General features: G+C 70.0%; 28 protein-coding genes and 2 pseudogenes. 6 read left to right on the top strand and 24 right to left on the bottom strand.

Translation table 11 applies throughout. The annotated features are described in order from the left end of the window. Positions 1-239: 239 nt before the first annotated feature. Complete coding sequence (locus tag ACWD6R_RS14600; RefSeq protein WP_451818995.1) at positions 240-977, top strand: ABC transporter ATP-binding protein; 738 nt, start codon at positions 240-242, stop codon at positions 975-977. Continuing rightward, positions 959-2,143, top strand: a complete 1,185-nt coding sequence (locus ACWD6R_RS14595; protein WP_451818994.1) for a hypothetical protein — start codon at positions 959-961, stop codon at positions 2,141-2,143. Before ACWD6R_RS14600 ends, ACWD6R_RS14595 begins: the two co-directional genes overlap by 19 nt. A gap of 34 nt (positions 2,144-2,177) precedes the next feature. Here ACWD6R_RS14595 and ACWD6R_RS14590 read toward each other — a convergent pair whose 3' ends face one another. Then, positions 2,178-2,366: a hypothetical protein gene (locus ACWD6R_RS14590; RefSeq protein ID WP_451818993.1), complete on the bottom strand. Its 189-nt coding sequence runs from the start codon at positions 2,364-2,366 to the stop codon at positions 2,178-2,180. Between the two features lie 38 nt (positions 2,367-2,404). Between ACWD6R_RS14590 and ACWD6R_RS14585 the strand changes: the two are divergent. Next, positions 2,405-2,623: pseudogene (locus ACWD6R_RS14585) on the top strand (LOG family protein); the annotation flags it as partial. Between the two features lie 2 nt (positions 2,624-2,625). On the opposite strand, the gene ACWD6R_RS14580 reads toward ACWD6R_RS14585, so the two are convergent. From ACWD6R_RS14580 to rlmN, 4 genes are all read right to left on the bottom strand, one after another. Beyond that, a complete protein-coding gene (locus tag ACWD6R_RS14580) occupies positions 2,626-3,651 on the bottom strand; it encodes an ABC transporter ATP-binding protein (RefSeq protein WP_451818992.1) in 1,026 nt (341 codons plus the stop codon). Positions 3,652-3,673: 22 nt separating this feature from the next. Next, a complete protein-coding gene (locus ACWD6R_RS14575; protein WP_451819005.1) occupies positions 3,674-5,287 on the bottom strand; it encodes an ABC transporter permease in 1,614 nt (537 codons plus the stop codon). Between the two features lie 116 nt (positions 5,288-5,403). Next, positions 5,404-6,525, bottom strand: a complete 1,122-nt coding sequence (locus ACWD6R_RS14570) for a thiamine ABC transporter substrate-binding protein (RefSeq protein WP_451818991.1) — start codon at positions 6,523-6,525, stop codon at positions 5,404-5,406. 231 nt (positions 6,526-6,756) lie between these two features. Further along, positions 6,757-7,863, bottom strand: a complete 1,107-nt coding sequence (gene rlmN / locus ACWD6R_RS14565; RefSeq protein WP_451818990.1) for a 23S rRNA (adenine(2503)-C(2))-methyltransferase RlmN — start codon at positions 7,861-7,863, stop codon at positions 6,757-6,759. Between rlmN and ACWD6R_RS14560 the strand changes: the two genes are divergently transcribed. Both ACWD6R_RS14560 and ACWD6R_RS14555 read left to right on the top strand, forming a co-directional pair. Then, positions 7,801-8,451, top strand: coding sequence for a DUF6233 domain-containing protein (locus ACWD6R_RS14560; RefSeq protein WP_451818989.1), 651 nt, complete (start codon positions 7,801-7,803; stop codon positions 8,449-8,451). The two genes, rlmN and ACWD6R_RS14560, sit on opposite strands and share 63 nt — an antisense overlap. Continuing rightward, a complete protein-coding gene (locus ACWD6R_RS14555; protein WP_451818988.1) occupies positions 8,448-8,690 on the top strand; it encodes a hypothetical protein in 243 nt (80 codons plus the stop codon). Before ACWD6R_RS14560 ends, ACWD6R_RS14555 begins: the two co-directional genes overlap by 4 nt. Positions 8,691-8,914: 224 nt before the next feature. Here the strand turns inward: ACWD6R_RS14555 and ACWD6R_RS14550 are convergent, their stop codons facing one another. The 5 genes from ACWD6R_RS14550 to rpsB all read right to left on the bottom strand — a co-directional run bounded on the left by ACWD6R_RS14550 (position 8,915) and on the right by rpsB (position 13,575). Then, on the bottom strand, positions 8,915-10,000 hold the full coding sequence (locus ACWD6R_RS14550; RefSeq protein ID WP_451818987.1) for a phosphatidate cytidylyltransferase: 1,086 nt from the start codon (positions 9,998-10,000) through the stop codon (positions 8,915-8,917). After that, on the bottom strand, positions 10,000-10,557 hold the full coding sequence (gene frr, locus ACWD6R_RS14545; RefSeq protein ID WP_451818986.1) for a ribosome recycling factor: 558 nt from the start codon (positions 10,555-10,557) through the stop codon (positions 10,000-10,002). The genes ACWD6R_RS14550 and frr overlap by 1 nt, the downstream gene beginning before the upstream one ends. A 177-nt stretch (positions 10,558-10,734) precedes the next feature. Next, positions 10,735-11,511 (bottom strand): UMP kinase, encoded by a 777-nt coding sequence (gene pyrH, locus ACWD6R_RS14540; RefSeq protein WP_266981013.1) that lies wholly within the window; start codon positions 11,509-11,511, stop codon positions 10,735-10,737. A gap of 159 nt (positions 11,512-11,670) precedes the next feature. Then, positions 11,671-12,507 carry a translation elongation factor Ts gene (tsf, locus tag ACWD6R_RS14535; RefSeq protein ID WP_451818985.1) on the bottom strand — a complete coding sequence of 279 codons (837 nt, stop codon included), beginning with the start codon at positions 12,505-12,507 and terminating at the stop codon, positions 11,671-11,673. Positions 12,508-12,609: 102 nt separating this feature from the next. Then, positions 12,610-13,575 (bottom strand): 30S ribosomal protein S2, encoded by a 966-nt coding sequence (gene rpsB / locus ACWD6R_RS14530; protein ID WP_451818984.1) that lies wholly within the window; start codon positions 13,573-13,575, stop codon positions 12,610-12,612. 278 nt (positions 13,576-13,853) lie between these two features. On the opposite strand from rpsB, the pseudogene ACWD6R_RS14525 reads away from it, so the two are divergent. Further along, positions 13,854-14,429 (top strand): annotated as a pseudogene (locus tag ACWD6R_RS14525) (murein hydrolase activator EnvC family protein); the annotation flags it as partial. 65 nt (positions 14,430-14,494) lie between these two features. Here ACWD6R_RS14525 and ACWD6R_RS14520 read toward each other — a convergent pair. From ACWD6R_RS14520 to rimM, 14 genes are all read right to left on the bottom strand, one after another. Beyond that, positions 14,495-15,052: a TetR/AcrR family transcriptional regulator gene (locus ACWD6R_RS14520; protein ID WP_451819004.1), complete on the bottom strand. Its 558-nt coding sequence runs from the start codon at positions 15,050-15,052 to the stop codon at positions 14,495-14,497. A 94-nt stretch (positions 15,053-15,146) separates the two neighbouring features. Next, the gene (whiG, locus tag ACWD6R_RS14515) at positions 15,147-15,983 is read right to left on the bottom strand and encodes an RNA polymerase sigma factor WhiG (protein WP_266981018.1); all 837 of its coding nucleotides are present in this window, start codon (positions 15,981-15,983) and stop codon (positions 15,147-15,149) included. Positions 15,984-16,224: 241 nt separating this feature from the next. Next, positions 16,225-17,466: a DNA-processing protein DprA gene (gene dprA / locus ACWD6R_RS14510; protein ID WP_451818983.1), complete on the bottom strand. Its 1,242-nt coding sequence runs from the start codon at positions 17,464-17,466 to the stop codon at positions 16,225-16,227. Continuing rightward, complete coding sequence (locus tag ACWD6R_RS14505; protein WP_451818982.1) at positions 17,463-19,088, bottom strand: YifB family Mg chelatase-like AAA ATPase; 1,626 nt, start codon at positions 19,086-19,088, stop codon at positions 17,463-17,465. The genes dprA and ACWD6R_RS14505 overlap by 4 nt, the downstream gene beginning before the upstream one ends. After that, positions 19,088-19,447 (bottom strand): YraN family protein, encoded by a 360-nt coding sequence (locus ACWD6R_RS14500; protein ID WP_451818981.1) that lies wholly within the window; start codon positions 19,445-19,447, stop codon positions 19,088-19,090. Before ACWD6R_RS14500 ends, ACWD6R_RS14505 begins: the two co-directional genes overlap by 1 nt. Before the next feature lie 206 nt (positions 19,448-19,653). Further along, positions 19,654-19,962 carry a DUF2469 domain-containing protein gene (locus tag ACWD6R_RS14495; protein ID WP_008745401.1) on the bottom strand — a complete coding sequence of 103 codons (309 nt, stop codon included), beginning with the start codon at positions 19,960-19,962 and terminating at the stop codon, positions 19,654-19,656. A gap of 64 nt (positions 19,963-20,026) precedes the next feature. Next, the gene (locus ACWD6R_RS14490; protein WP_451818980.1) at positions 20,027-20,515 is read right to left on the bottom strand and encodes an NUDIX hydrolase; all 489 of its coding nucleotides are present in this window, start codon (positions 20,513-20,515) and stop codon (positions 20,027-20,029) included. Beyond that, positions 20,505-21,254 (bottom strand): signal peptidase I, encoded by a 750-nt coding sequence (gene lepB, locus ACWD6R_RS14485; RefSeq protein WP_451818979.1) that lies wholly within the window; start codon positions 21,252-21,254, stop codon positions 20,505-20,507. Before lepB (ACWD6R_RS14485) ends, ACWD6R_RS14490 begins: the two co-directional genes overlap by 11 nt. Positions 21,255-21,306: 52 nt before the next feature. Then, the gene (lepB, locus tag ACWD6R_RS14480) at positions 21,307-22,200 is read right to left on the bottom strand and encodes a signal peptidase I (protein ID WP_451819003.1); all 894 of its coding nucleotides are present in this window, start codon (positions 22,198-22,200) and stop codon (positions 21,307-21,309) included. Next, entirely contained in the window at positions 22,106-23,176 is a 1,071-nt protein-coding gene (gene lepB / locus ACWD6R_RS14475) for a signal peptidase I (RefSeq protein WP_451818978.1), read from the bottom strand. The genes lepB (ACWD6R_RS14480) and lepB (ACWD6R_RS14475) overlap by 95 nt, the downstream gene beginning before the upstream one ends. Then, positions 23,169-23,936 carry a signal peptidase I gene (gene lepB / locus ACWD6R_RS14470; protein WP_451818977.1) on the bottom strand — a complete coding sequence of 256 codons (768 nt, stop codon included), beginning with the start codon at positions 23,934-23,936 and terminating at the stop codon, positions 23,169-23,171. The genes lepB (ACWD6R_RS14475) and lepB (ACWD6R_RS14470) overlap by 8 nt, the downstream gene beginning before the upstream one ends. A gap of 45 nt (positions 23,937-23,981) precedes the next feature. Beyond that, positions 23,982-24,332, bottom strand: a complete 351-nt coding sequence (gene rplS / locus ACWD6R_RS14465; RefSeq protein WP_451818976.1) for a 50S ribosomal protein L19 — start codon at positions 24,330-24,332, stop codon at positions 23,982-23,984. A gap of 128 nt (positions 24,333-24,460) precedes the next feature. Further along, positions 24,461-25,282 carry a tRNA (guanosine(37)-N1)-methyltransferase TrmD gene (gene trmD, locus ACWD6R_RS14460; protein ID WP_451818975.1) on the bottom strand — a complete coding sequence of 274 codons (822 nt, stop codon included), beginning with the start codon at positions 25,280-25,282 and terminating at the stop codon, positions 24,461-24,463. Next, positions 25,282-25,851 carry a ribosome maturation factor RimM gene (gene rimM, locus ACWD6R_RS14455; RefSeq protein ID WP_451818974.1) on the bottom strand — a complete coding sequence of 190 codons (570 nt, stop codon included), beginning with the start codon at positions 25,849-25,851 and terminating at the stop codon, positions 25,282-25,284. Before rimM ends, trmD begins: the two co-directional genes overlap by 1 nt. Positions 25,852-25,893: the final 42 nt, after the last annotated feature.

The raw sequence follows: 25,893 nt of genomic DNA, 5'->3' as shown, positions 1-25,893 counted from the left end.
ACCACGGATCGATTGACCGATTGACCCCGGCCCGATCACCAGCCGACCGCATTCCAGCGGTCATTTCATACGGTCCACACGGCCCGGATGCGCCCATTCGAGTGGGAAGAAGCGCACCCGGGCCGCGTGCTGTGCGCACACCGCGGTCCGAATCCTTACGGTGCCGAGTGACCGATCGGCCCCCTCTTCGTTCCCCCGTACGGGGGACGGGAAATCTGATCTGAACCGAGGTGTACGCCATGGTGGCCCCGCCGGACAACGACGTGATCTGGGCGCGTTCCCTGCACCACTCCCACAACGGCTCACCCGCGCTCGGCGGGATCTCCCTGGAGGTCCACGACGGCGAGATCCTCGCCGTGACCGGCCCGCGAGGCAGTGGCAAGACGACTCTGCTGCACTGCCTCTCCGGCCAACTGGTGCCCCAGCAGGGCGAGGTGTGGTTCAACAGCGTCCCGGTCCACACCATGGGTCCGCGACTGCGCGAGCGGCTGCGCCGTGACCGGTTCGGCTGGATCGCACCCGATCCCCAGCTCGTACCGGAGCTGAACACCTGGGAGAACGCAGCGCTTCCCCTGCTGCTGCGCGGCACCTCGCACCGGGCCGCGAAGAAGGCCGCCATGGAGTGGCTGGAGCGGCTCGACATCGGCATGTGCGCCAAGCAGCGGCCGCACACGCTGCTCCAGGGGCAGCGCCAGCGGATCGCCGTCGCCCGCGCGCTGGCCGGCTCACCCACGGTGATCTTCGCCGACGAGCCGACCGCGACGCTGCACCGCACGGACCGCACCCACGTGCTGCGGACACTGACGAGCGCGGCCCGCTCGCACGGCATCACGGTCGTGCTCGCCACCCATGACGTGGAGGTCGCCTCGCTGGCAGACCGCACGGTCCCGCTGCTGGACGGCCGCCGCGTCGCCACCGTCGCCCTGCCCGCCGCGTCCGATACGGAAGGCCACGCGGCGTGCTCGCTCTCCGTCTAGCCCGCGGTACCCATCCGCTGGTCCTGGTGCGGCGGCTGCTGGTCGCGGCCGCCTCAGCCGGGGTCGGCTTCCTACTGCTGTGCACCCTGGCATACGCGTCGACGCATCCGGCGTACTCGACCGCCTCGGTGCTGCGGCTGCTGTGGTGCTTCGTGCCGCTGGCCGCCACCGTGCAGTTCGCGGTCGCGGTGGCCCGTACGGACCCGAGCACCCGCCCGCGTCCGGGGCTGTCCGCCGTCGGTCTGGGGCCGGTCCGGCTCGGCGTGCTGGCCGCGGTCTCCACCGCCATGTCCTGCACCCTCGGGTCGATGGTGGCGCTGCTTTTCTTCGTGCATCTGCGCGGCGATCCGACCGGGCTGCCGTTCGACGGTGCGGCGGCCGAACTGCTGGGCGCAGGAGCCCCGTTGCCGGTGGCCGCAACCCTTGTTCTGCTGACGCTGGTGCCGGTCGCCGCGGCGGCAGCGAGCGCGATGGCGCTGCGCACCCGGCCGCTACAGGCGGCGGTGCCGGAGGACGGCACGCAGGACATCGTGCCGGACGAGCAGATCCCGGCTCCGGCGGCTCCGCCGACCGGACTGCCGTGGGGCGTGGCGCTGACGGCAGCCGGTCTCGCGGTCGAGGCGTACGCGAGCCGCGATGGCGCGGGCAGCCCGTTCCCCCTGCCGGGAATTCCCGACGCCACCCCGGTGTGGGTGCTGGCGGGGTGGTCGCTGACGGCAATCGGTCTGGCCATGGCGGGTCCCGGACTGACGCACCTCTGCGGACAGCTGCTGCAGGCGGTGCGTCCCGGAGCCGTACGCCTGCTGGCCGGAAGGGTGCTGATGGACGAGGCGCGCCGGATCGGCCGGCCGCTGGGTGTGGTCTGCGCGGTGCTCTCCGCGGCGATCGCGGCGTTCGCGCTGTACGGGACGGGTCCGCGTCCCTTCGGCCCGCTCACCGCGCTCGGCGCCGCACTCGTACTGGGCTGTACGACGGCGACGCTGCTGACCTCCGCCCTGGAGGCGAAGCAGGCCCGCGCCCACCTGGCTCAGACGCTGCTGCGGCTCGGTGCGCCGGCCTCGGCGCTGCGGGCAGCGACGGCCCTGCGGGTCGGCATTCTGCTGGTCGTATTCGCCCCGATCACCTGGGCGATCGCCGAATTGGCCGCGCTGCCGCTGACCGGATGAGGGCCCGCCGGCCGGCCGTGGAGCCGACCGGCGGTCAGCCGAGCTGCCGGAAGGCCGGCCAGATCTCCGGCCAGGGCTCGCGCAGCCCCCGGCAGATCCAGACCCCCGCGCCCTGCTCCTCGTTGTCGAAGCCGTACCCGTTGTCGATCCGGGCGGCCGGTTCCACCTCGCGCCAGTAGCGGCGCAGTTCGCCCGCACTCCGGGCCTCGGCGCAGAGCGTCACGGCGCTGCGGTCCGGGGGCGGCGGCCCCCACCGGTGGAGGGGGTAACGAGGCGACGCCCGACGCCCGCGCGTACCGCTGGTTCCAGCGGACCCGCGCGAACGGCGACACCTTCGCCTCGATGCTGCGCGCGCTCCATGACGACGCGGTCTCCGACGCGTTGGACGAAGTCCTCATCGGGGCGCGGGTGGTCGGGGTGATGGGCGGCCACGCGACCGCGCGCGGCAGCGCGGCGTACGTGGCGTACGTGGCCGCGGGGCACTAGAACGCCGCGGGCAGAACCACTGTCTCCGACGCGTCGAAGGTCACGCCCACCGGCGCGCCCTCCTGAGGGGCGTCCCGCAGCGGGCACTCCGCCTCCAGGACCGGTCCGCTCTCGGGGTGCAGGGTCACGGCGACATGGTTGCCCCGGAAGGTGCGCGCGCCGACCGTGCAGCGCAGCCCGGACTCCGGGGATCCGAGCCGTACGCCCGCCGGACGCACCAGCAGAGCGCACGGGCCCTGCGGCGAGCCGTCCGGCACCGGCACCTCCCCCCACGCCGTACCGGCCGCCGCTCCGGTCACCGTCGCGTCCACCACGTTGTCGAAGCCGAGGAACCGGGCGACGAACGCGGAGGCGGGGCGCTGCCAGACCTCCAACGGGGTGCCCGCCTGGGCGATCCGCCCGTCGCGCATCACGACGACCCGGTCGGCGAGAGCGAAGGCCTCGCCCTGGTCGTGGGTGACGGCGAGCACCGTCGTCCCCAACCGGGCGAACAGGGTGCGCAGTTCGACGACGAGGCGTTCGCGCAGACTGCGGTCCAGCTGGCCGAGCGGCTCGTCCAGCATCAGCAGCTTCGGCCGCGGGGCGAGCGCCCGCGCGAGGGCGACGCGCTGCTGTTCGCCGCCGGACAGCGCGGCGACGGCCCGCCGTTCGGCGCCGGGCAGACCCACCAGTTCGAGAAGTTCGGCGACCCTGCGGTCCTGGTCGCCGCGTGTGACACCGCGCATGCGCAGCCCGAAGGCGACGTTGGCGCCGACGTCCCGGTGCGGAAAGAGCTGATGATCCTGGAACATCAGGCCGAGACCGCGCCGGTGCACCGGAACGCCGGTCTGGTCGACGCCGTCGAGGAGCACCCGGCCGGCGTCCGGCGGATGCAGTCCGGCGACCACGCGCAGCAGGGTCGACTTGCCGCTGCCGCTGGGCCCGAGGACGCAGACGATCTCGTGGTCCGCGACCCTCAGATCCACCGCGTCGAGCGCCGCCCGCTTCCCGAAGAGGACCGTGGCCGATTCCAGTGTCAGCATGTCCAGAACACCCCGAGCATCGTCAGAATTCCCCGGACCGGTCCGGGCGGATACGTTCGAGCAGCAGTAGCGACACCGCGCACACCAGCATCAGAATCGTGCTGAGCGCCATCGCCTGCCCGTAGTTGAGCTCCCCGGACCGTCCCAGCAGCCGCGCCACGGCCACCGGAAGGGTCGGATTGTCGGGCCGCGCGATGAACACCGTCGCCCCGAACTCGCCGAGCGACACGGCGAACGCGAAGCCCGCCGCGACCAGCACCGCTCTTCGCACCAGCGGCAGATCGACCTCGCGCCAGGCCCGCAGCGGCGACGCCCCGAGCACCGCCGCCGCCTCCCGGAGCCGCCCGTCCACCGCCCGCAGGACCGGCAGCATGGTCCGTACGACGAAGGGAACACCGACCAGCGCCTGGGCGAGCGGCACCAGGATCCACGAAGTCCGCAGATCCAGCGGGGGCTTGTCCAGCGTGATCAGAAAACCGAAGCCGACGGTGACGGCGGACACCCCGAGCGGAAGCATCAGCAGCGCGTCGAAACCGCGGACCAGCCGACCGGCCCGCCGCGTCAGCGCCGCCGCCGCGAGCCCGCCGACGACCAGCGCGATCACGGTCGCGACCACCGCGTACTGCAGTGAGTTCCCGATCGCTTCGAGAGGTGCGACCAGGAACGTGCCGCCGCTCGCCTCCGCGGACTGCAGGGCTCGGTAGTAGCCGAAGCCGTGGCCGCCGGGCGCGTCCAGCGAGCGTTCCACGAGCACACCGAGCGGCAGCAGAATCAGCACCAGCACCGTCAGCAGGACCCCGCCGAGCAGCGCCCACTGCCCGGTGCCGCGCGGCCTGCGAGAGGTCTGCGCCGGATCGACCAGCTTCAGCGCCGTTTCCCTGCGCCGCACGGTCCACGCGTGCATGGCCAGGATCGCGCCGACCGCGGCGAACTGAACCAGCGTCAGCACGGCGGCCGTCGGAAGGTCGAGGAGCTGGGCGGTCTGCCGGTAGATCTCGACCTCCAGCGTGGAGTAGGCCGGACCGCCGAGGATCTGTACGACCCCGAAGGAGGTGAACGTGAAGAGGAAGACCATCAGCCCGGCGGAGGCCACCGCGGGTGCGAGGGCCGGCAGAGCGACCCGCCGCCACGCCGCGAACCGCCCGGTACCCAGGACCCGGGCGGCCTCCTCCTGCCGCGGGTCGAGCTGCGACCACAGCCCGCCGACGGTCCGCACGACGACCGCGTAGTTGAAGAAGACATGGGCGAGCAGGATCGCCCACACCGTGGTGTCGAGACGCACGCCCGCCAGTTCGTCGAGGAAACCGCCGCGCCCCAGCAGCGCCAGGAAAGCCGTCCCCACGACGACGGTCGGCAGGACGAACGGCACGGTGACGACCGCCCGCAGCACCTGCTTGCCAGGGAAGTCGAAGCGCGCGAAGACATACGCGCCGGGCAGCGCGATCAACAGGGTCAGCGCCGTCGACGCGAGGGCCTGCCAGGTGGTGAACCAGAGGACGTCGAGGATGTCCGGCCGGGTCAGCACCTCGCCGATCCTGCCGAACTGCCAGGCGCCGTCGGCCTTCAGCCCGCGGCCGACGATAGCGACGACGGGGTAGGCGAAGAACAGCGCGAAGAACGCGACGGGCACGGCCATCAGACCGAGCCGCACCATGCTCCCCCGCCACGCCCCCGCGCGCCGGGGGTTCGCGAGGCCGGACCGGGCGCGCGAACCGTTCCCGTCCGCGCCCGGACCGCGTACGGGAGCCTTCGCTACTTCACTACGAGCGAGGACCACGACTGAACCCACTGCTCACGGTTCTTGGCGATGGCGTCCGGGGCCACGGTGGTGGGCCTGTCGACCGTAGCGCCGAACTCCGTGAAGAGCTCCGGCAGCTTCGCGTCCTTGGTGACGGGGTTCACGAACATGTTGAGCGGCATGTCCTCCTGGAACTTCTTGCTGATCAGGAAGTCCAGCAGCGCCTTGCCGCCCGCCTCGTTCTTCGCGCCGTTCAGCAGACCGGCGAACTCGATCTGACGGAAGCACGTCCCGGTCGCGACCCCGGTCGGAGCCACGCTCGGCTGCGGCTTCGCGTAGAGCACCTCGACCGGCGGGCTGGAGGCGTACGAGACGACGAGCGGCCGGTCCCCCTTGGCCTGCTTGCCGCCCGCGGACCCGGAGAACTCCTCGTTGTACGCCTGCTCCCAGCCGTCGACAACCTTCACGCCGTTGCTCTTCAGCTTCTTCCAGTAGTCCTGGTATCCGTTCTCGCCGTAGGTGGCGACGGTGCCGAGGAGGAAGCCGAGACCGGGCGACGAGGTCGCGGCGTTCTCGGTGACGAGGAGGTTCTTGTACGCGGGCTTCGCCAGGTCGTCGAAAGTCTTCGGCGGCGCGAGCTTCTTGTCGGCGAAGTACTTCTTGTCGTAGTTGATGCAGATATCGCCGGTGTCGACAGGGGTGACCCGGTGCTTGGCCGCGTCCAGTTGGGCATCGGCCGCGACCCGGTCGATGCCCTTCGCCTCGTACGGGATGAACAGTCCGTTGTCGAGGGCGCGGGAGAGCAGCGTGTTGTCGACGCCGAAGAACACATCGCCGCGCGGGGAGCCCTTGGTCAGGATCTCCTGGTTGAGGGCAGCGCCTGCGTCACCGCTCTTCAGCACCTTGACCGTGTAGCCGGTCTCCTTCGTGAACGCCTTCAGCACGTCCTTGGAGGCGTTGAACGAGTCGTGGCTGACGAGGGTCACGGTCTTGGAGCCGGAGCCCTTCGTGTCGCCGGACCCCGAGGCCGAGTCGTCGGAACTGCCGCAACCGGCAAGTGCCGTGACGCCGAGAGCGGCGGCGACGGCCGTCGCCGCGAGCTGCTTGGTCCCACGCGTGGTGCGGGTGGTGCTCATTATGAATTCCTCCTGGGTTTGACCAGGAAGAGACGCGGCCCTGCCCTTGGAGAAGCGGGCAGGGCACAACAGCATGAGTTGATGACCGAACTTCCTACCCGGAATGACCCGGGCGAGGTTCAGAGGGTCTGCGGCCAACCTGTCCTCGGTGCCGCACTCTCAGCGCTGTGGCGCTCCCCTGTCGGAATATGAAGTTGATTTCGGGCCCAGGCTACACGGGCCCTTTCGGCCTCAGCGCTCGGATGCCGCCAGCTGCCCGCAGGCCCCGTCGATCTCCTGGCCGCGGGTGTCGCGCACGGTCACGGGCACTCCGTGGGAGGCGATCGCGTCGACGAACGCCTTCTCGTCCTCGGGCCGGGAGGCGGTCCACTTCGAGCCGGGCGTCGGGTTGAGCGGGATCAGGTTGACATGGACGCGCTTGCCCTTGAGGAGCCGGCCGAGCAGGTCACCGCGCCAGACCTGGTCGTTGATGTCGCGGATCAGCGCGTACTCGATGGAGATCCGGCGGCCGGACTTCTCGGCGTACTCCCACGCGGCGTCCAGCACCTCGCGCACCTTCCAGCGCGTGTTCACCGGCACGAGCGTGTCCCGCAGCTCGTCGTCCGGCGCGTGCAGCGAGACGGCGAGACGGCACTTGAAGCCCTCGTCGGCAAAGCGCAGCATGGCCGGCACCAGGCCCACGGTGGAGACGGTGATGCCGCGCTGCGAAAGACCGAGACCGTCCGGCTCCGGGTCGGTCAGCCGACGGATCGCGCCGACCACCCTCTTGTAGTTGGCGAGCGGCTCGCCCATGCCCATGAAGACGATGTTGGAGAGCCGCGCGGGCCCGCCCGGAACCTCCCCGTCGCGCAGCGCACGCATGCCGTCCACGATCTGGTGGACGATCTCGGCGGTCGACAGATTACGGTCCAGACCGGCCTGCCCCGTCGCGCAGAACGGGCAGTTCATCCCGCATCCGGCCTGCGACGAGATGCACATCGTCACCCGCTCCGGGTAGCGCATCAGGACGGACTCGACCAGCGTCCCGTCGTGCAGCTTCCACAGCGTCTTACGGGTGGTGTCGTCGTCGCAACTGATATGCCGGACCACGGACATCAGGTCGGGGAACATCGCTTCGGCGAGCTTGTCCCGTGAACCGGCCGGGATATTGGTCCACTCGGCCGGGTCGTGCGCGTACCGCGCGAAGTAGTGCTGTGACAGCTGCTGCGCGCGGAACGGCTTCTCGCCGATCGCGGCGACGGCTTCCTTGCGCTCGGCGGGCGTGAGGTCGGCGAGGTGCCGCGGCGGCTTCTTGGCTCCGCGGGGCGCGACGAAAGTGAGTTCTCCGGGCTTAGGCATGGTTCCTCCAGTGTCGCAGACACGCCGTGGTGCCAGCAGTCGTCGCCGGCTCAGGAGGGACAGGTGCGACCGCGCCCGGCCGGCGGTGATCCTTGCCGGTCGCCGTCGGCGGCCCTCCGACGGCCCACAGACGGCCCGGCCGCGCCCGCGGACCGTGACCGATCGCACGACACGCACGTGGTGCACACAGCAGCCCACCGCCACCTGGTGCCCCTCCCGGCAAGCTTTGCCCCGTCGCGCCGCCCAGCACGCACGCTCGACGACGCTCCTCATGGGGCAAACATTGCCGGTCACGGCACTAGAATCGAATATGTGTCCGAAAATCTCTCTCGTCCGGATCGCCTGCGCCTCGTGTGCGAGTGGCAGGCGTCCCGGCCGGGAGAACAGATCGCACCATCGCTGAGCCGGAGGAACGCGGGTGGCGCGCCCCAGACCGACGCCGTCCGCACGGGCGACTGCGCCATGAGCGGAAAGAGAACGCGGACGATGCGGCGCGATCAGGCCCTGCACGCACTTACGCAGGACGGCATCGCGGTTTGCCCGTACTGTCGGCCTGACCGAAAGCCAAGAGAGCCAGGAGTGCTTTGAGCCACGAGCTGTCGGACCCCGAGGACACGCGTGACGTACCGATCACCGTGCACCGAGCAGCGGGAGCGGGTGGCCGTCGAGTCACGATCCGCGCTCAGACCGCAGGCCTCGCTCGCAGCGACGCCGACGTGGTCGAGTTCCTGCGCCGCGCCGGCCTGCCGGACGCCGATGACGTGCTGGACGACCCCCGGTGGGTGTCGTGGCAGGGCGGGAGACCGCACGAATACGGCGCGGCCTAGTCCAGCACCTGGCGTCTCGGGCAACGACGGAGACACAACTCCGGCGGCACACCTTCCCGTACCTCGGATCGCGGCCCCTCGCATCGTTCGGCATCACCCCGCGGAAGCGTGCGCCTGCCGAGTCCGGGCTCATCGCGCACACAGATGAGTGAGGGCCCGCCGTCCTGTGGACAACGGACCCTCACTCATAAAACGCAGGTCAGGCTGGCGGGCGGCCCGGCTTCTCAGCTGGCGCCGACGAAAAGCACCAGCAGGAGCCAGACCACCGGAGCGGTCGGCAGCAGCGAGTCCAGTCGGTCCATGATCCCGCCGTGACCGGGGAGCAGCGTGCCCATGTCCTTGATCCCGAGATCCCGCTTGATCATGGACTCGCCCAGGTCGCCCAGGGTGGCGCTGGCAGCTACGGCGAGGCCGAGCAGCAGCCCCTGCCACCAGGTGCCGTCGTCGATCAGGAACTGCATGCACAGCGCACCGGCGACCATCGCGAAGGCGACGGCTCCGAACAGTCCCTCGCGGGTCTTCCCGGGGCTGATCCGCGGCGCGAGCTTGTGCTTGCCGAAGCGCCAGCCGACGGCATACGCGCCCGTGTCGCTGACCACGGTCAGCAGGAGGAAGGTGAGGACCCGCTGCGGCCCGTCGTCGGCGCTCAGCAGCATCGCGACGAAGGTGGCCAGGAAGGGTACGTAGAACGCGGCGAAAACACCGGCCGTGACGTCCTTGAGGTACCCCTCGGGCGGCTCGGTCATCCGCCAGACGAGCACCGCCAGGGCGGTCAGGGCCATGGCGACCCAGGCGCCCTCGGCTCCGCGCACATAGCCGGCCACGACCATCGCCGCGCCGCCGATCGCGAGCGGTACGAGCGGTGCCTTGATGCCCTTGCGCTCCTGCAGCCGGGAGGTGAGCTCCCAGAGGCCGACGACGACGGCGATCGCTATCACGCCGATGAAGACGGCCTTCACGATGAAGAGCGAGGCGACGATGACGGCCCCGAGCCCCACACCGACCCCTATTGCGGATCGCAGGTCACGGCCCGCACGTTTCTTCTGCGGGGGCGGCGGCGCGGTGGACATGGGCTCCTGCTGCTTCTCGTCACGGTACGGGGGACCGCCGCGCCGGCCGGCGGCTCCCCCGTTCCGGTCGTCACGGTCGTCAGCGTCTCTACCTGCATCGGGAACGTCCGGCACGATGGGCATGGGCCGAGTCTGCTGGGCGTCATGCACATCGTATGCAGGACCTGCCGGGGTAGCCCTCATCTCGGGCGTACCCCCGTAGCCGGCTCCCTGCGGGGCGCCCCAGGAAGAGTCGTTCATCAGACTTCGAGCAGCTCGGCTTCCTTGTGCTTGAGCAGCTCGTCGACCTGCGCGACGTACTTCGCAGTGGTGTCGTCGAGCTCCTTCTCGGCGCGGCGCACCTCGTCCTCGCCGGACTCCTTGTCCTTGACCAGCTTGTCCAGGGTCTCCTTCGCCTTGCGGCGGACGGCCCGGATCGAGATCTTGGAGTCCTCGGCCTTCGTCTTCGCGACCTTGATGTAGTCGCGACGACGCTCCTCCGTGAGGTCGGGGAAGGTCACTCGGATGATGTTGCCGTCGTTGCTCGGGTTGACGCCGAGGTCGGAGTCGCGGATGGCCTGCTCGATGTTGCGCAGCGCGCTCTTGTCGAACGGCGTCACGACGGCCATGCGCGCCTCGGGAACCGAGAAAGAGGCCAGCTGGTTGATCGGGGTCAGCGCGCCGTAGTAGTCGGCGACGATCTTGTTGAACATCGCCGGGTGCGCACGGCCGGTGCGGATCGCGGCGAAGTCCTCCTTCGCGACCACGACGGCCTTCTCCATCTTCTCCTCGGCCTCGAGGAGGGTTTCTTCGATCACCACGTGCTCCTGCGTGTCTTGGGCCCGGCGTGCTCGGGCCCGGCGGGTCCTGCGTCGCGTCCTCACCTGCACGGTGTCCGACCGGCAGGCCGTTGTCCATCCTTCGGGACCGTCCCCCGGGTGTCCCCGGCCGGCCCCGGGGCCGTCGGGGGATTCCCCCGGGCGGCCCCCCGGTTGTCAGGCCCGGGTGCCCTGGTCGCTCACGAGCGTGCCGATCTTCTCACCCTTGACGGCGCGGGCGATATTGCCGGCCGCGGTCAGCTCGAAGACGAGGATCGGCAGCTGGTTGTCACGGCAGAGCGTGATGGCGGTGGCGTCGGCAATCTTGAGATCGCGGGCGAGCACCTCGCTGTACTCCAGCGCGTCGAACTTCACCGCGTCGGGGTTGGTCTTCGGGTCGGAGTCGTAGACCCCGTCCACCCCGTTCTTGCCCATGAGCAGACCCTCGGCGTCGATCTCCAGGGCGCGCTGGGCGGCGGTGGTGTCGGTGGAGAAGTACGGCATGCCCATACCGGCGCCGAAGATGACGACGCGTCCCTTCTCCAAGTGGCGCACGGCGCGCAGCGGGATGTACGGCTCCGCGACCTGCCCCATGGTGATGGCGGTCTGGACGCGGGAGTCGATGCCCTCCTTCTCCAGGAAGTCCTGGAGCGCCAGGCAGTTCATGACGGTGCCGAGCATGCCCATGTAGTCGGACCGGGCCCGGTCCATGCCGCGCTGCTGGAGCTCGGCACCGCGGAAGAAGTTGCCGCCGCCGATGACAACCGCGATTTCCGCGCCGCCCCGGACGACAGCCGCGATTTCCCGGGCGATGGCGTGTACGACGTCGGGGTCGACACCAAGGCCCCCGCCGCCGGCGAATGCCTCCCCGGACAGCTTCAGCATGAAGCGTCCGGCCACCTTGCCGTCCTCGCGCTTGTGGTCACCTTTGGCGGCGTCCGCGCCCTTGTTCATGGAGATTCTCCTCGTGCACATACGAAGAAGGCCATTGCCGGTGGGTCTGGTGTCCCTCAGCGGCAATGGCCTCCTCGTCAGATCTGCGGTCGTACGGCGGGTGTGCGGCCGACGACTGCACTAGACCCTATCGGGGTCCACCGTTTTTCGCGGACGGACTCAGATGCCGACCTTGATGCGCGAGAAGCGCTTCAGGGTGACACCGGCCTCGTCCAGGACCTTCTGGACGGACTTCTTGTTGTCCTTGGCGAAGGCCTGCTCCAGGACGACGACGTCCTTGAAGAAGCCGTTGACGCGACCCTCGACGATCTTCGGAAGGGCGGCCTCGGGCTTGCCCTCCTCGCGAGAGGTGGCCTCGGCGACACGACGCTCGTTCTCGACCGTCTCGGCCGGGACCTCGTCGCGGTTGAGGTACTTCGGGGCGAAGGCGGCGATGTGCTGCGCGACGTCCTTGGCGACCTCGGCGTTCTCCTTGTCCAGCTCGACCAGGACGCCGACCTGCGGCGGGAGGTCGGGCATGGTGCGGTGCATGTACGCAGCCACGTAACCGCCGGTGAACTGCGCGAAGCGGTCCAGGACGATCTTCTCGCCGAGGTTGGCGTTGGCCTCGTCGACGTAGGCCTGAACAGTCTTGCCGGCCTCGATCTCGGAGGCGAGCAGCGTGGTCAGGTCGGCCGGCGAGGTCGCGGCGACGTGGGCGGCGAGAGCGTCGGCGACGGCCAGGAACTTCTCGCCCTTGGCGACGAAGTCCGTCTCGCACTTCAGCTCGAGCAGGACGCCGGAGGTCTTGTCCTCGGAGATGAGGGAGACGACGGCACCGTTCTCGGCAGAACGGCCCTCGCGCTTGGCGACGCCCTTCTGACCCTTGATACGGAGCGCCTCGACGGCCTTGTCGACGATGCCGTCGGCCTCGTCGAGCGCCTTCTTGCAGTCCATCATGCCGGCGCCGGTGAGCTCGCGGAGCTTCTTGACGTCAGCGGCGGTGTAGTTCGCCATGAGTCTGTGTTTCTCTCTCGAAGTCTGAAAGATCTACGGGTGAACGGCGGGGGCGGTGCCTGTGGCACCGGCCCCCGCCGTCATTCAGCCGTGACGGAGTTGTCAGGCCTGCTCGGCGTCCGCAGCCGGAGCCTCGGCAGCGTCCACGACCGGAGCCTCGGCAGCGTCCACGACCGGAGCCTCGGCAGCGGCCTCGGCGGCGTCCGCGACCTCGGCCTCGGCCGGTGCCTCGGCGGCGTCCGCGACCTTCTCGGTCTCGGCGGACGTCTGCACCTCGGCGTCTGCCTTCTTGTCGCCCTCGAGCAGGTCGCGCTCCCACTCGGCGAGCGGCTCACCGGCAGCCTTGTCGCCCGGCTTCGAGTCGCCGGTCGCAGCGCCGGAACGGGCGATGAGGCCCTCGGCGACGGCGTCGGCGATCACGCGGGTGAGCAGGGTGACGGAGCGGATCGCGTCGTCGTTGCCCGGGATCTTGTAGTCGACCTCGTCGGGGTCGCAGTTGGTGTCGAGGATCGCGACGACCGGGATGCGGAGCTTGCGCGCCTCACCGACGGCGATGTGCTCCTTCTTGGTGTCGACGATCCAGACGGCGCTGGGCACCTTCTGCATCTCGCGGATACCACCGAGGGTCTTCTCCAGCTTGGCCTTCTCGCGGGAGAGGACCAGGAGCTCCTTCTTGGTGAGGCCGGAGGCGGCCACGTCCTCGAAGTCGATCTGCTCAAGCTCCTTCAGACGCTGAAGGCGCTTGTAGACGGTGGAGAAGTTGGTGAGCATGCCACCGAGCCAACGCTGGTTGACGTACGGCATGCCGACGCGCGTCGCCTGCTCGGCGATGGCCTCCTGGGCCTGCTTCTTCGTACCCACGAACATGATGGAGCCGCCGTGCGCGACGGTCTCCTTGACGAACTCGTAGGCGCGGTCGATGTACGACAGCGACTGGAGCAGGTCGATGATGTAGATGCCGTTGCGCTCGGTGAAGATGAAGCGCTTCATCTTCGGGTTCCAGCGACGGGTCTGGTGACCGAAGTGGACGCCGCTCTCCAGCAGCTCCCGCATCGTGACGACGGCCATGGCCGTACTCCTTGAGGTACTCGGTTATCGCAACCGCAGGATTGCGGTCGCGCCTGACGCCCCGACGCGCCGTGCCACAAGGGACCGAGGAGCGCGGCCACCGTCCGCAAAGAGGGAGATGGCGGGGCGTGCGAAGTCGACCCGGTGACCCGGATCGCCACAAGAAGTGTACGGGACCCGTCGAGTGCTGGGTGACGGCGCTGTCCACAACCGGCGAGTAGTCCACAGATCCGGTCCATGATCCTCACGAATCCGCCGGGTGCGGAACGGTTCGGGTCATGCGATACACACCAGAACCGACGGCTCGCCAGGCCCGGGCGGCGCTCGTGGCGACGTTCATGGCCGTGCTCACGATGCTGTGCGATGCGGGCGGTGCCGCCGCGGACGACCCCACGCCGGACGGCGGGCGCGCGTGGCCGCTCGCGGGGCGGCCCGCGGTCGTACGGGGGTGGGAGCCGCCGGCCGGCACCTACGGGCGGGGGCACCGTGGCGTCGACCTCGCCGCCTCGCCGGGTGCCCGGGTGCGAGCCGCCGCCGACGGCCGGGTCTCGTTCGCGGGGCGCGTCGCAGGACGGGGGGTGCTGGCGATCGAGGTGGCGGGGACCGGTGATCCGCCGCTGCGCACGACGTACGAGCCGGTGCGGGCGCTGGTCTCGGAAGGTGACGAGGTCCGCGCCGGCCAGACGGTCGCGGTCATGGAGGCCGGGCCGTTCCACTGCGAGTCCGGGTGTCTGCACTGGGGGCTGCGGCGTGGTGACGCGTATCTGGATCCGCTGTCGCTGCTGCCTCCGGCGCTGCTGCGGCGGGGTCCTTCGCGGCTGCTGCCGGTGTTCGGCGTACCGGAGCCGCGGGCGCCGGGCGCCGACGGGTACGCAGACCCTGCCGTGCTCCTCGTCGCGGCGGCGGCCGGGTACCAGCGTCAGCCCCGTATGCCCCGCAGGATCATGGCGACGGCGGTGTCAGCGATCACCCCGGGCGCCTCCGCCACGCCCAGTTCGATACGGCGCACGGCGGCGTCCACCGAGCCCTGCAGCAGCATCGCCGCCAGCCTCGGCTGTTCATGGCCGAGGTCACCGAGCGCCTCGACGATCATGGCGATCAGCCCGCCGTGCGCTGCCCGGATCTTCTCCCGTGCGCCCGCGTCCAGCTCGCTCGCCGAAATGGCGACGACAGCGCGGTGCCGCCGGTCCCCGACCAGATCGAGCTGGCGGCGTACATACGCCTCGATCTTTCCCTCGGGCGTCTGCGCCCGCTCCATCGCGTTCTCGACCTCGGCCGCCCAGACGGGGAAGTCGACGGCGCACAGCTCCTCGACGACGGCCGCGCGGGAACGGAAGTACTCGTAGACGGAGGACCGTGCAAGGCCCGTGCGCTCGGCGAGAGCGGGGAAGGTCAACGCCTCCGTACCGCCCTCGGACAGCAGGGAGCGGGCAGCGTCCAGGAGGGCGCCGCGCTGCATGGTCCGGTGCTCGGCCACGGAGGCCGCTCGAATCCTGGGCACGGATCCACTCTACGGCGGCAGGTGTTCGAGAGGGGGGCGGGCAGCCAACATCGCCCGGCCGGACGCCTGCTCAACGTCCCGCGTCGGCCAGTTTCGCGCGGAGCTGCAGCACCGATTTGGTGTGGATCTGGCTGACCCGGCTCTCGGTCACCCCGAGCACGTTGCCGATCTCGGCAAGAGTGAGCCCCTCGTAGTAGTAGAGGGTGACGACAGTCTTCTCGCGGTCCGGGAGCGTGTTGATCGCCCGGGCGAGCAGCCGGCGGAGCTCACGGTCCTCGGCGACCTCCACCGGATTGTCGGCGGCGGTGTCCTCCAGGGTGTCCATCAGGCTCAGCCGGTCGCCGCCCTCGCCACCGACATGCAGCAGCTCCTCCAGCGCGACCACGTTCGCCAGCGACAACTGGCTGAAAACCGCATGCAGTTCTTCCAGCGCGATGCCCATCTCCGCCGCGACCTCCGCCTCGGACGGGGTACGCCGCAGCTGCGCCTCCAGTGTCGCGTAGGCGCGCTCCACGGCCCGCGCCTTCTGCCGTACGGAGCGCGGGATCCAGTCGAGCGCCCGGAGCTCGTCGATCATCGCGCCGCGGATGCGCGTGATCGCGTACGTCTCGAACTTGATGGCCCGTTCGATGTCGAACTTCTCGATCGCGTCGATCAGTCCGAAGACTCCCGAGGAGACGAAGTCCGCCTGCTCGACATTGGACGGCAGTCCCACGCTCACCCGGCCCGCGACGTACTTCACCAGCGGCGAGTAGTGAAGGATCAGCTGCTCCCGCAGCCGGCCGTCGCCCGTGGACTTGTACGAACGCCACAACTCGTCGAGCGAGGAGGGGGCAGGGGGGCGCACAGTGCCACGCGCAGCGGGTGGCACTGCTGCGCGGTCAGACCCGGAGGTGTGCTGGGGCATGTGGTGCCTTGAGCCGTTCTGCTGTGAAGTGCTGGGGGACTTGTGTCTGAGCCGGATTCCTTGTGAGCGTAGCGTGACTGAAGCGTCGCGGTGCGCGCAGGATAGAGCATCGGCGTCGGGTACTTCTGGGGGAACGGACACGACTACGCTCCGGACCCGTCGCCTGTGCAGCGGACCCGGAGGGGTCGCTGAAGGATCCGCCGAGGTCATCGGCATCACCTTTTCACCCGAATGCTCCAGGTCAAGGACCGCCTCGCCGCGCGTCCCCATCGCATGCCGACCGCCGCGTCAACTGCCATCCATCGCCATCACGTTCGACGAACCCCAGTGAGTGGAGTTCGTACAACCTGCCGAGCGCTTCGTCGGCGCCGGTCCCCGCGGTGCGGGCGACGTCCCTCGCGTTGACGGAACCGCGGGAGGGCAGGGCGTCGAGGATCCGGGCGCAGACGGCGTCCAGCAGGTCCCTGGGAAGCAGAGGGCCGCGTCGGGCGGGAGCGAGATCACCGATGTCCCCCACCAGTTCGGCCACCTCCGAGGCGTCCGTGACCAGGACGCCTTCGCCCCGGAGCAGTTCATGGACACCGGCCGACAGCCCGCTGGTGGCAGGTCCCGGAACCCCTATGGTGAAGCGGCCGAGCTGCTGAGCCCTGCGCGCCGTGACCAGCGAGCCGCTGCGGTATTGCGCCTCCACCACGACCGTTCCCCGTGTCAACGCGGCAATCACCCTGTTCCGAAGGATAAATCTGCTGCGTGTCGGATGATCGGACGGCGGCAACTCGCCGATGACCAGACCCTGTTCCGCCACGCGTCCGATCAGCTCGGCGTGGCCTCGGGGATAGGCGACATCGACGCCGCAGGCCAGGACCGCCATGGTCGCCCCGCCGGCCGCGAGTGCGCCGCGGTGTGCTGCCCCGTCCACCCCGAACGCGGCGCCCGACACGACCACCCACCCCAGCTCCGCCAGCCCGGAAGCTAGGCTCGCCGCCATATGCGCCCCGTACGGAGTGCAGGCGCGGGCGCCGACCACGGCGACGGAACGCAGCGCCCAGAGCCGCAGATCGGGCCGGCCCCGCACCCAGAGCGCGGTCGGCCTGGAGTCGCCCAGGTCGTCGAGCTGGCTGGGCCACTCCCGGTCACCGGGACAGACCAGGCGGCCGCCCACCGCGGCGACCGCCGCCAGGTCCCGCTCGGGCTCGGCGGACCCGACCCGCAACCGGTATCCGGCGAGCCGCTTCGGCGTCATGCCGCTCAGCTCTTCCACGGTCCCGTCCCTGGACGTGAGCCGCCGCATCAGCTCGACGGCGCCGACTTGGCGCAGCCAGCGGCCACCGTGCTCGTCCCCTGGCTCCAGCACGCGGGTCAGCGCAGCCCGTGCCAGCCGCTCCCGCTCCCCCACCGTCCCCGGCGCACGTACCGGTTGCCGGCCGCCCACCGCCTCCTGCCCGCGCCCCGATTCGCGGTCTCCCACCGACTCCGGCGTCATGACGCCCCGCCCCGGGCCAAGGCTCCCCGGGCGATCCCGGTCCGCAGTTCCAGGGCCACCGCGATATCGGACGCCTCCGGGCGATCCGCGCCGCGCAGATCGGCGACGGTCCACGCCACCCGCAGCACCCGGTCGAGTCCCCGCGCGGTGAGCAGCCCCCGCTCCATGTCCCGTTCGGCCTCCATGAGCGCCCCCGGCGCCGTGAGCAGCCGGGTTCGCAGCTCATGGCCGGGTACCTCGCTGTTGGTGGTCCATCCCGTGCCCGCAAGTCGTTCTGCCGCCCGGGCCCTGGCTTCCCGTACCCGCGCCGCGACGACGGCCGTGGACTCGCCCCGGACTCCCCGGCCCATCAGGTCCTCGCGCGTGACCGGTGCGACGACCACCCGCAGATCCACCCGGTCGAGCAGCGGCCCGGAGAGTCTCGCCTGGTAGCGGCGGACCGAAGAGGGCGGGCATTCGCAACCGGCGCCGATGAGGGTGTGGCGCCCGCACGGGCAGGGATTGGCCGCCAGCACCATCAAAAATCTGGCGGGCAGCCGAACCACCCCGGCGCTGCGCGCCACCACCACATGCCCCGACTCCAACGGCTGGCGCAGTGCGTCGAGCGCCCGGACGGAGAACTCCGGCGCCTCGTCCAAGAACAGCACACCTCTGTGGGCCAGCGAGACCGCCCCGGGCCTCGGCAATCCGTTCCCCCCGCCGACCAGCGACTGCATCGTCGCCGAGTGGTGCGGTGCGCAGTAGGGCGCCCGGGTGACCAGCGGTTCGCCCGGCGGCAGAATGCCCGCCACCGAGTGCACCGCGGTCACCTCCAGGGATTCCTGCCGGGTCAGCGTCGGCAGAATCGCGGACAGCCGCTCGGCCAGCATGGTCTTGCCCGCGCCCGGGGGTCCTGAGAGCAGCAGATGATGCCCGCCCGCCGCTGCGACCGCGAGGGCCAGACGCGGAGTCTCCTGGCCGGCGACGTCCGACAGGTCCGGGTGATGTCCCTCGCCCTGTGCGAAGACCCGTGCCAGTCCGGTGCCGATGCCCGCGCCCGGCACCATCAGCCCCGCCAGCATCGTGGAGGGGCGTCCCTCTTCGTCACTCTCCCGCTCGTCGGGTACCGGCTCGTCGCTGAGCACGGCGATCAACTGCCGCAGGCTCCGCACCCCGAGGACCGAGACCCCGGGCACCAGCGCCGCCTCGCCCGCGGTCTGTTCGGGCACGACGACCTTCCGGTACCCCGCCTCCGCCGCGGCGAGCACGGCAGGCAGCACACCGCGGACCGGCCGCACCCGGCCGTCGAGGCCGAGCTCCCCGATCATCACCACATCGGAGATGGCCGAGGGATCGATCCGCTCGGCCGCGCCGAGTACGGCACACGCGACAGCGAGATCGAAGCCGCTGCCTCCTTTGGGCACGGAAGCCGGGGAGAGCCCGACCGTGAGTTTCTTCTGCGGCCACTCGGCCCCGGAGTTGACCACGGCGGCCCTGACCCGGTCCCGGCTCTCCACCAGGCTCTTGTCCGGCAGACCGACCAGGGTGAACGCCGCCACCCCCGGCTCCAGGTCCGCCTGGACCTCCACCACCACGCCTTCGACGCCGACCAGCGCCACCGAGCACGCCCGCGCGAACCCCATCAGGCCACCCCGCGCGCATGCTCGGCGACCGGCGCGCCCCGTCTGGGCAGCACCACGCCGATCAGATCGATCCGCACCCCGCCCGGCGGCGGGCCGCCGTTCCGGTCGAGCCAGATCTCGGCGAGCCGCCGCAGCCGTTCCGCCTTTACCGGGCCGACGGCCGCCATCGGATGCTCGAACGCCCCCGCCCTGCGGGTCTTGACCTCGCAGACGACCAGCGCGTCCCCGTCCATCGCGACGATGTCGATCTCACCAGCGCGACAGCGCCAGTTCCGTTCCAGTACGGCCATGCCGGCGTCGGTCAGCAGCCGCGCCGCCAGATCCTCGCCGTACCGCCCGAGTGCCCCCCGTGCGTTCATGTCGGCACCACCTCCGGCACCGACTCTGACGCGTCCGGCCCCGGCTGGTGGATCTTGGTGGACAACTCGGCGGTTGTGGACAACCCCGCCACCCGGAAGCGTGACCGCCCACGGGCGACCGGAGGCCGGCCACCCGGATCAGGACGGCCCGAAGGGGCGGCCGACCGGCAGGGTCGACCGCCCCAGGTGGGCTCGGACCGACCTGCTCAGCCGCCCGGGAGCTCGAGATCCGTCTTGTTGAGCTCCTCGATGTTGACGTCCTTGAACGTCAGCACACGTACCTGTTTGACGAACCGGGCGGGCCGGTACATGTCCCAGACCCATGCGTCCGCCATGGACACCTCGAAGAAGACCTCACCCTGAACCGAGTGCACCTGCATCTCATAGTCGTTGGTGAGGTAGAAGCGCCGTTCGGTCTCGATCACATATTTGAACAGACCGACGACATCTCGGTACTCCCGGTAGAGCTTCAGCTCCATCTCGGTCTCGTACTTTTCGAGGTCCTCGGCACTCATTGGCATGTTCCCCTTCAGCCGTGCGTCCACCTATTGTGCGCCAGGCTCCCGCGCCCCCGAAGGCTTAGACGATTTCGGGGGCCAGAACCACTGGCGTACACGGCGGACCCTCGTCGAGCAGCGTGCGCAGCAGCCCGGCGAGCCTGGTCGGGTACACCGTCTCACGCGCCACCGACAGTTCGACGTAGGTCCACCACCTCAGGCCCGAGACACTGCGCTGTTCCAGCCCTGTGAGCCCGCTCAGATCCGTATCAATCTGCGTGGTTCGTGCCAGGTAGTACCACTCGTCCTGGTCCCAGCGCCGCCCGTCGAACGGGAAGGAGCAGACGCGCTGCCAGAGCACGGGGCCGAGCTCCACGTCCGTGATCCCGGTCTCCTCGGCGAGCTCGCGCAGCGCGGCCTCCTCGCGGGTCTCGTCGCCCTCCAGGCCGCCTCCGGGCGTGAACCACCACGTGATGTCGGGGTTGTCCGGTTCGTAGCCGTGCATCAGCAGAATGCGGTCGTCGGGGTCGAGCAGGATCACCCGGGCGACCTTCCGGGTCTCAGCGGGCACCCGCAGGCACCTTCCCGCCCTGTCCGCGCCTGCGCCGTGCGGACCGCGCCGCGATCGGCCCGTACGCCGCGCCGCCGACGATGAGCACCACACCCGCCACCACGGCCCCGATCTGCAGCTCCAGCCGTCCGGGCTTCGACACCCCGCCGGGAAGGTCCGCGAACGCCTGCGGTCGCTCGATCATCCCGTTCATCGGCCATGCGATGGCGTCCACCCGGGCCTGCACGGCACTGCGCGGTACCGAACCCTGCCCCGGGTCGTCGAGGTGGACCCGGGAGTCCAGGGAGCCGCTGCGCTCGTCCCCGAGGAGGAAGAGCTGCCCCTTGGGCACCTCCGCCGTGAAGTTCTTCACCGAGGCGAGGCCCTTGGTCTGCAGATACGGTTCCTCAATGGGCTTGCCGTTGACGGTGAGCCGGCCGTTCTTCTCGCAGCAGGCGATCCTGTCGCCACCGGTGCCCACGACCCGCTTCACCATGGGCATGTCGCCCCACGCGGGGTCCTTGAAGACCACCACGTCACCGCGGCGCACCTCGGCGCCGTCCACCCGCTCCGCGAGCACCCGGTCACCCGCGTTCACCGTCGGCGTCATCGACTCGGTCGGCACGGTGTACGGCTTGTACACCACCGCCGCCCAGGCGAACCCGCCGAGGAAGAGCACACAGCCGACGGCCACGGCCAGCCCCGACAGCATGCTGCCGAGCCGACCGTGGCCGTCACCCGTACGTCCTGTTCCACTCATCCCAGCGTCCCCCCACCTCGGAGATCGACAATCGCTGATCCGAGTCGGCACCCTACCCGGCAGTACGCCCGGCGGTCAGCCTCTTGCGACGCCACAACACGAGGGGCAGCGCTCCGGCTACACCGAGTGCTCCCGGCGCCAGCCCCATCGCGGCGTTCAGCCCCGGCTGGTCGAAGGTGCTCGGGACCGGCAGGGTCGCCCAGCGGTTGATCGGCCACGCCACGACGATGGCTCGGCCGACGACCTCGTCGTTGGAGACCGTGCCGCCGCCCGGCAGCGCCTGGTGGTAGCGGGAGTCCAGGGAGTTCTGGCGGTGGTCGCCCATCACCCAGATACGGCCCTCGGGCACCTTGATCGGCCCGAACGGCTCGTCGTTGCACGGGGTGTTCCCCGGGTAGATGAACGACTGCTCGTCCAGCGCCTTGCCGTTGACAACGACCGGCCCGTTCTTGCTGCACTCCACCGTGTCACCGCCGACCGCGATGACCCGCTTGATCAGGTCCTTCTCCTCGGCGGACGGCATCAGTCCGATGAAGCTGAGGAACTTCTGCGCGAGGTTGGGTTGCGGCATCGACTCGCCGGGCGGCAGCCAGCCGCCCGGGTCGTGGAAGACCACGACCTCGCCGCGCTGCGGCTCGGCGCCGAACCAGGGGGTCAGCTTGTCGACCAGCACCCGGTCGCCCCGCTGGAGCGTGTCCTGCATCGAGTCCGAGGGAATCGAGAACGCCTGCACCAGAAACGTCTTGATCAGCAGCGCCAGAATCAGCGCGATGCCGATGAGCAGGGGCAGCTCCTTCCAGAAGGAGCGTGGCTGCCCCGGAGCCCTACCACCACCGTCGGGGGAGTCGCCGTCACTCTCCGCCCGGCCCGGCGTCGCCTCGGCAGACCTCTCGCTCTCGGGCCGGTCCTCGGGTTCGTCGTGTCCGGATCGTGCGCCGACCACCAAATCCCCCACATCCACTCCTCACTCCGTGCCACCGCCTGCCCCCTAGTCGGTGCAGGCCCACCACTCCCATAACGAGCGGGAGTTCCGCAGGGGTCGGGAGCCGGACCCTTCCATTGAGGTCCTGGGACGACACACTATTCGACGGTGCGTACGCCACCGACGTCCCGGCGCGCGCGTCCGGGACCGAAGCGAACGTCTCGGGCTCTTCCAGTCTCCGCCAGTGCCCGACGGGCCAGGCGATGACGACAGCCCGTCCCACGACCTCGTCCTCGGAGACCGTGCCGTGATCCGGCTCGTCCAGGTGGACGCGCGAATCGGCGGAATTGGAGCGGTGGTCGCCCATGACGAAGATTCGGCCGGCCGGAACCTTTACCTCGAATTTGAGCGTGGAGGGCGGATTGCCCGGATGCAGATAGGGCTCGTCGAGCGGTACGTCGTTGACGGTGACCCTGCCGTCCTTGTCGCAGCACTTCACGGTGTCACCGCCGACGGCGATCACCCGCTTGATCAGATCCTGTTCGTCGTCGGACGGCAGCAGCCCGATGAAGGTCAGCACTTCCTTCACCTGTTTGACGACGACGGGTGGATCCTTCTTCGCGACGTTCTCCTGTCGCAGCCAGTTCCCCGGGTCCTTGAAGACGACCACGTCGCCGCGCTGGGGCCTGGATCCGAACCAGGGCGTCAGCTTGTCCACCAGCACCCGGTCGCCGATCCGGATCGTCTGCTCCATCGACCCGGACGGGATCACGAAGGCCTGCACCAGGAACGTCTTGAGGACGAGTGCGATGAGCAGCGCCACGGTGATGAGGAGGGGTATCTCCTTCACGGCGGACCTGCGCCGCCGCCGTTTGACCCGGCGTGCCAGCTTGCGTCGCTCAGCCCGGGTCGGCAGCGAGCGCGCGGCCGTCGGCCTGGTGTCGGTCGGCAGCGGAACGTCGGCGTCGGACGCGTCGCTTGCCCGTCCGCGGTTACCCATGTGTCCCGCCAGGTACCCGTACGGAGTCGAAGGCGCCGGTCTCCGGGATCGAGCCCAGCCGGCCCAGCGGCCAGCCGATCCAGTCCACCCGGCCGATGACCATGTCGACCGGCACCATGCCGCCGCCGGGCTCTCCGAGATGGTCACGGGAGTCGCGGGAGTTGCTCCGGTGGTCGCCCATCATCCACAGCCTGCCGTCGGGGACGACGATGTCGAAGGCCACCCGGGACGGGTCGTCGCCGGAATGGAGATACTCCTCGTCCACCGGCCGCCCGTTCACCTCGATCCTGCCCCGCTTGTCGCAGCAGACCACCCGGTCGCCCCCCACGCCCACCACCCGCTTCACGAAGTCGGTCTCGGCAGGTTCCGCCAGCCCCAGGGACGCTGCCGCGCCGTGCAGCAGCCCGGTGACGGGGTTCTCGGCGGGTGCCACCTGGACGAAGGATCCGGTGCCGTCGAAGACCACCACGTCACCGCGGTGCGGTACGGAGCCGAAACGGTACGCCAGTTTGTTGACGAGCACCCGGTCCCCCACCCGCAGGGTGGACTCCATCGAGCCACTGGGGATCAGGAACGGCTGCAGCACATAGGTACTGAAGAGCAGCAGGAAGACCGAGCAGACGGCGCCGAGGACGGCTGCACGCCGCCACGACAACGAGGCGAACCGGTCCGGGATACGCAAAGAGCGCGACCTCTCCTCAGCCCCTGCTTCGGGTGCGGAAGAGCGGTCGCGCTCCGGGTGCTCAGCTTCCGTGTCCATCGGGGCCAGAGCTTATCCGGCCAAGCCGTGGAACTGGGAGCCAGCTCAGTTGTCGCGCTTCTCCTTGATCTTCGCGGCCTTGCCGCGCAGCTCACGGAGGAAGTACAGCTTGGCGCGACGGACGTCACCGCGGGTGACGAGCTCGATCTTCTCGAAGATCGGGCTGTGCACCGGGAAGGTGCGCTCGACGCCGACGCTGAAGGAGACCTTGCGGACCGTGAAGGTCTCGCTGACGCCAGCGCCCTGGCGGCGGATGACTACGCCCTTGAACTGCTGGATACGGGAGCGGTTGCCCTCGATCACTCGCACGTGGACGTTGACGGTGTCACCGGGACGGAACGCCGGGACGTCCGTACGCAGGGAAGCGGCGTTGACGCCATCGAGCAGGGAAGCCATGTTGTCTGCTTTCTTCGCCGATGCCACAGGTCATCGACGGGAGATCGTAAGGAAATGGGGTGCTGATCGCGTCGGGCGGGCGTCGTTCCCCCTGTGGCAGGGGCGCACACCGGACGTACAGCAGTGGCTCATTCTTCCACGGCTTCGGGCCTGCGCCAAAATCGGCCACCGGGCTCCGGGGACCAGCCGAGGATGGAGAGGATCTCACGGTCCTTCTTGTCGAAGGCGCTCGCCTCGCAGCGCTCGATCAGATCGGGCCGGTTGAGCGCGGTGCGGCGGAACGCCTCGTCCCGCCGCCAGCGCGCGATCTTCCCGTGATGGCCGCTGAGCAGGACGTCCGGAATGCCCCGGCCGCGCCACTCGGGGGGCTTGGTGAAGACCGGGCCCTCCAGCAGATCGGCCATGGCGCCGGGGGCGAAGGAGTCGTCGCGGTGCGACTCGGCATTGCCGAGCACGCCGGGCAGCAGCCGGGCCACCGCCTCCGTGATCACGAGTACGGCGGCCTCCCCACCGGCCAGCACGTAGTCGCCGATGGAGACCTCGACGACCGGCATCCGGGTGGCGTACTCGTCCATCACCCGGCGGTCGATGCCCTCGTAGCGGGCCGGGGTGAAGATCAGCCACGGTTGCTCGGAGAGCTCCACGGCGAGCTTCTGGGTGAACGGGCGGCCGCTGGGCGTGGGCACCACGAGCACCGGGGAGTACGCCCCCACCTCGTACCCGTCCGCCAGCGCCTCGTCCAGGGCGTCGCCCCATGGCCCGGTCTTCATGACCATGCCGGGACCGCCGCCGTACGGGGTGTCGTCGACCGTGTTGTGCCGGTCGTACGTCCAGTCCCGCAGATCGTGCACGTGCACATCGAGGCGGCCGCGGGCGCGGGCCTTGCCGACGAGCGAGACGTTCAGCGGTTCCAGATACTCGGGGAAGATCGTGACGACGTCGAGCCTCATCAGGCTTCGTTCTCCTGCTCGGCGGCCTCGTCGTCCCGTGCGGAGGAGACCACGGCCTGGCTGTCGTCGATCAGGCCGGGCGGCGGGGTGATGACCGCGCGCTGCTCCTCCAGATCGATCTCGGTGACGATCTCCTCGACGAACGGGATCATCACCTCGCTGCCGTCCGGGCACTCCACGATGAAGAGGTCCTGGGACGGCAGGTGCGAGATCTCGGTGATCCGGCCGATCCCGGTGCCGTCGGCGAGGACCACATCGAGGTCGATGAGCTGGTGGTCGTAGAACTCCTCGGGGTCCTCCGGAAGTTCCGCCGGGTCGACGTCGGCGATCAGCAGGGTGTTCCGGAGGGCCTCGGCCGCCGTACGGTCCCGTACGCCCTCGAAACGCAGCAGCAGCCTGCCACTGTGCACCCGGCCGGTCTCGATCGTCAGCGGTCCGGTCGCGGCCGGGTCGGTGGTGAGTACGGCCCCGGGGCCGAGCCTGAGTTCCGGCTCGTCCGTGCGTACCTCGACGGTGACCTCGCCCTTGATGCCGTGGGCGCGGCCGATCCGCGCAACTACCAGCTGCACCTTGTGTCTCTCCTGTCATACGACGACGGGCCGGGGCGGGCG

Source organism: Streptomyces sp. NPDC005151 (genome assembly GCF_053599875.1).
This window is presented reverse-complemented; position numbering and strand designations above follow the sequence as displayed.

Bases quoted from the DNA above. Each gene is read 5' to 3' on its own strand.
- dprA (WP_451818983.1), bottom strand. From the start codon at position 17,466: ATGACGCCGGAGTCGGTGGGAGACCGCGAATCGGGGCGCGGGCAGGAG.
- ACWD6R_RS14505 (WP_451818982.1), bottom strand. From the start codon at position 19,088: ATGGGGTTCGCGCGGGCGTGCTCGGTGGCGCTGGTCGGCGTCGAAGGC.
- pyrH (WP_266981013.1), bottom strand. From the start codon at position 11,511: ATGAACAAGGGCGCGGACGCCGCCAAAGGTGACCACAAGCGCGAGGAC.
- rpsB (WP_451818984.1), bottom strand. From the start codon at position 13,575: ATGGCCGTCGTCACGATGCGGGAGCTGCTGGAGAGCGGCGTCCACTTC.
- rplS (WP_451818976.1), bottom strand. From the start codon at position 24,332: ATGGCTTCCCTGCTCGATGGCGTCAACGCCGCTTCCCTGCGTACGGAC.
- ACWD6R_RS14575 (WP_451819005.1), bottom strand. From the start codon at position 5,287: ATGGCCGTGCCCGTCGCGTTCTTCGCGCTGTTCTTCGCCTACCCCGTC.
- ACWD6R_RS14550 (WP_451818987.1), bottom strand. From the start codon at position 10,000: ATGAACGACTCTTCCTGGGGCGCCCCGCAGGGAGCCGGCTACGGGGGT.
- whiG (WP_266981018.1), bottom strand. From the start codon at position 15,983: ATGCCCCAGCACACCTCCGGGTCTGACCGCGCAGCAGTGCCACCCGCT.
- tsf (WP_451818985.1), bottom strand. From the start codon at position 12,507: ATGGCGAACTACACCGCCGCTGACGTCAAGAAGCTCCGCGAGCTCACC.
- rlmN (WP_451818990.1), bottom strand. From the start codon at position 7,863: ATGCCTAAGCCCGGAGAACTCACTTTCGTCGCGCCCCGCGGAGCCAAG.
- ACWD6R_RS14570 (WP_451818991.1), bottom strand. From the start codon at position 6,525: ATGAGCACCACCCGCACCACGCGTGGGACCAAGCAGCTCGCGGCGACG.
- trmD (WP_451818975.1), bottom strand. From the start codon at position 25,282: ATGAGGCTCGACGTCGTCACGATCTTCCCCGAGTATCTGGAACCGCTG.
- ACWD6R_RS14580 (WP_451818992.1), bottom strand. From the start codon at position 3,651: ATGCTGACACTGGAATCGGCCACGGTCCTCTTCGGGAAGCGGGCGGCG.
- ACWD6R_RS14600 (WP_451818995.1), top strand. From the start codon at position 240: ATGGTGGCCCCGCCGGACAACGACGTGATCTGGGCGCGTTCCCTGCAC.
- lepB (WP_451818979.1), bottom strand. From the start codon at position 21,254: ATGAGTGGAACAGGACGTACGGGTGACGGCCACGGTCGGCTCGGCAGC.
- ACWD6R_RS14500 (WP_451818981.1), bottom strand. From the start codon at position 19,447: ATGAACGCACGGGGGGCACTCGGGCGGTACGGCGAGGATCTGGCGGCG.
- ACWD6R_RS14495 (WP_008745401.1), bottom strand. From the start codon at position 19,962: ATGAGTGCCGAGGACCTCGAAAAGTACGAGACCGAGATGGAGCTGAAG.
- lepB (WP_451818977.1), bottom strand. From the start codon at position 23,936: ATGGACACGGAAGCTGAGCACCCGGAGCGCGACCGCTCTTCCGCACCC.
- lepB (WP_451818978.1), bottom strand. From the start codon at position 23,176: ATGGGTAACCGCGGACGGGCAAGCGACGCGTCCGACGCCGACGTTCCG.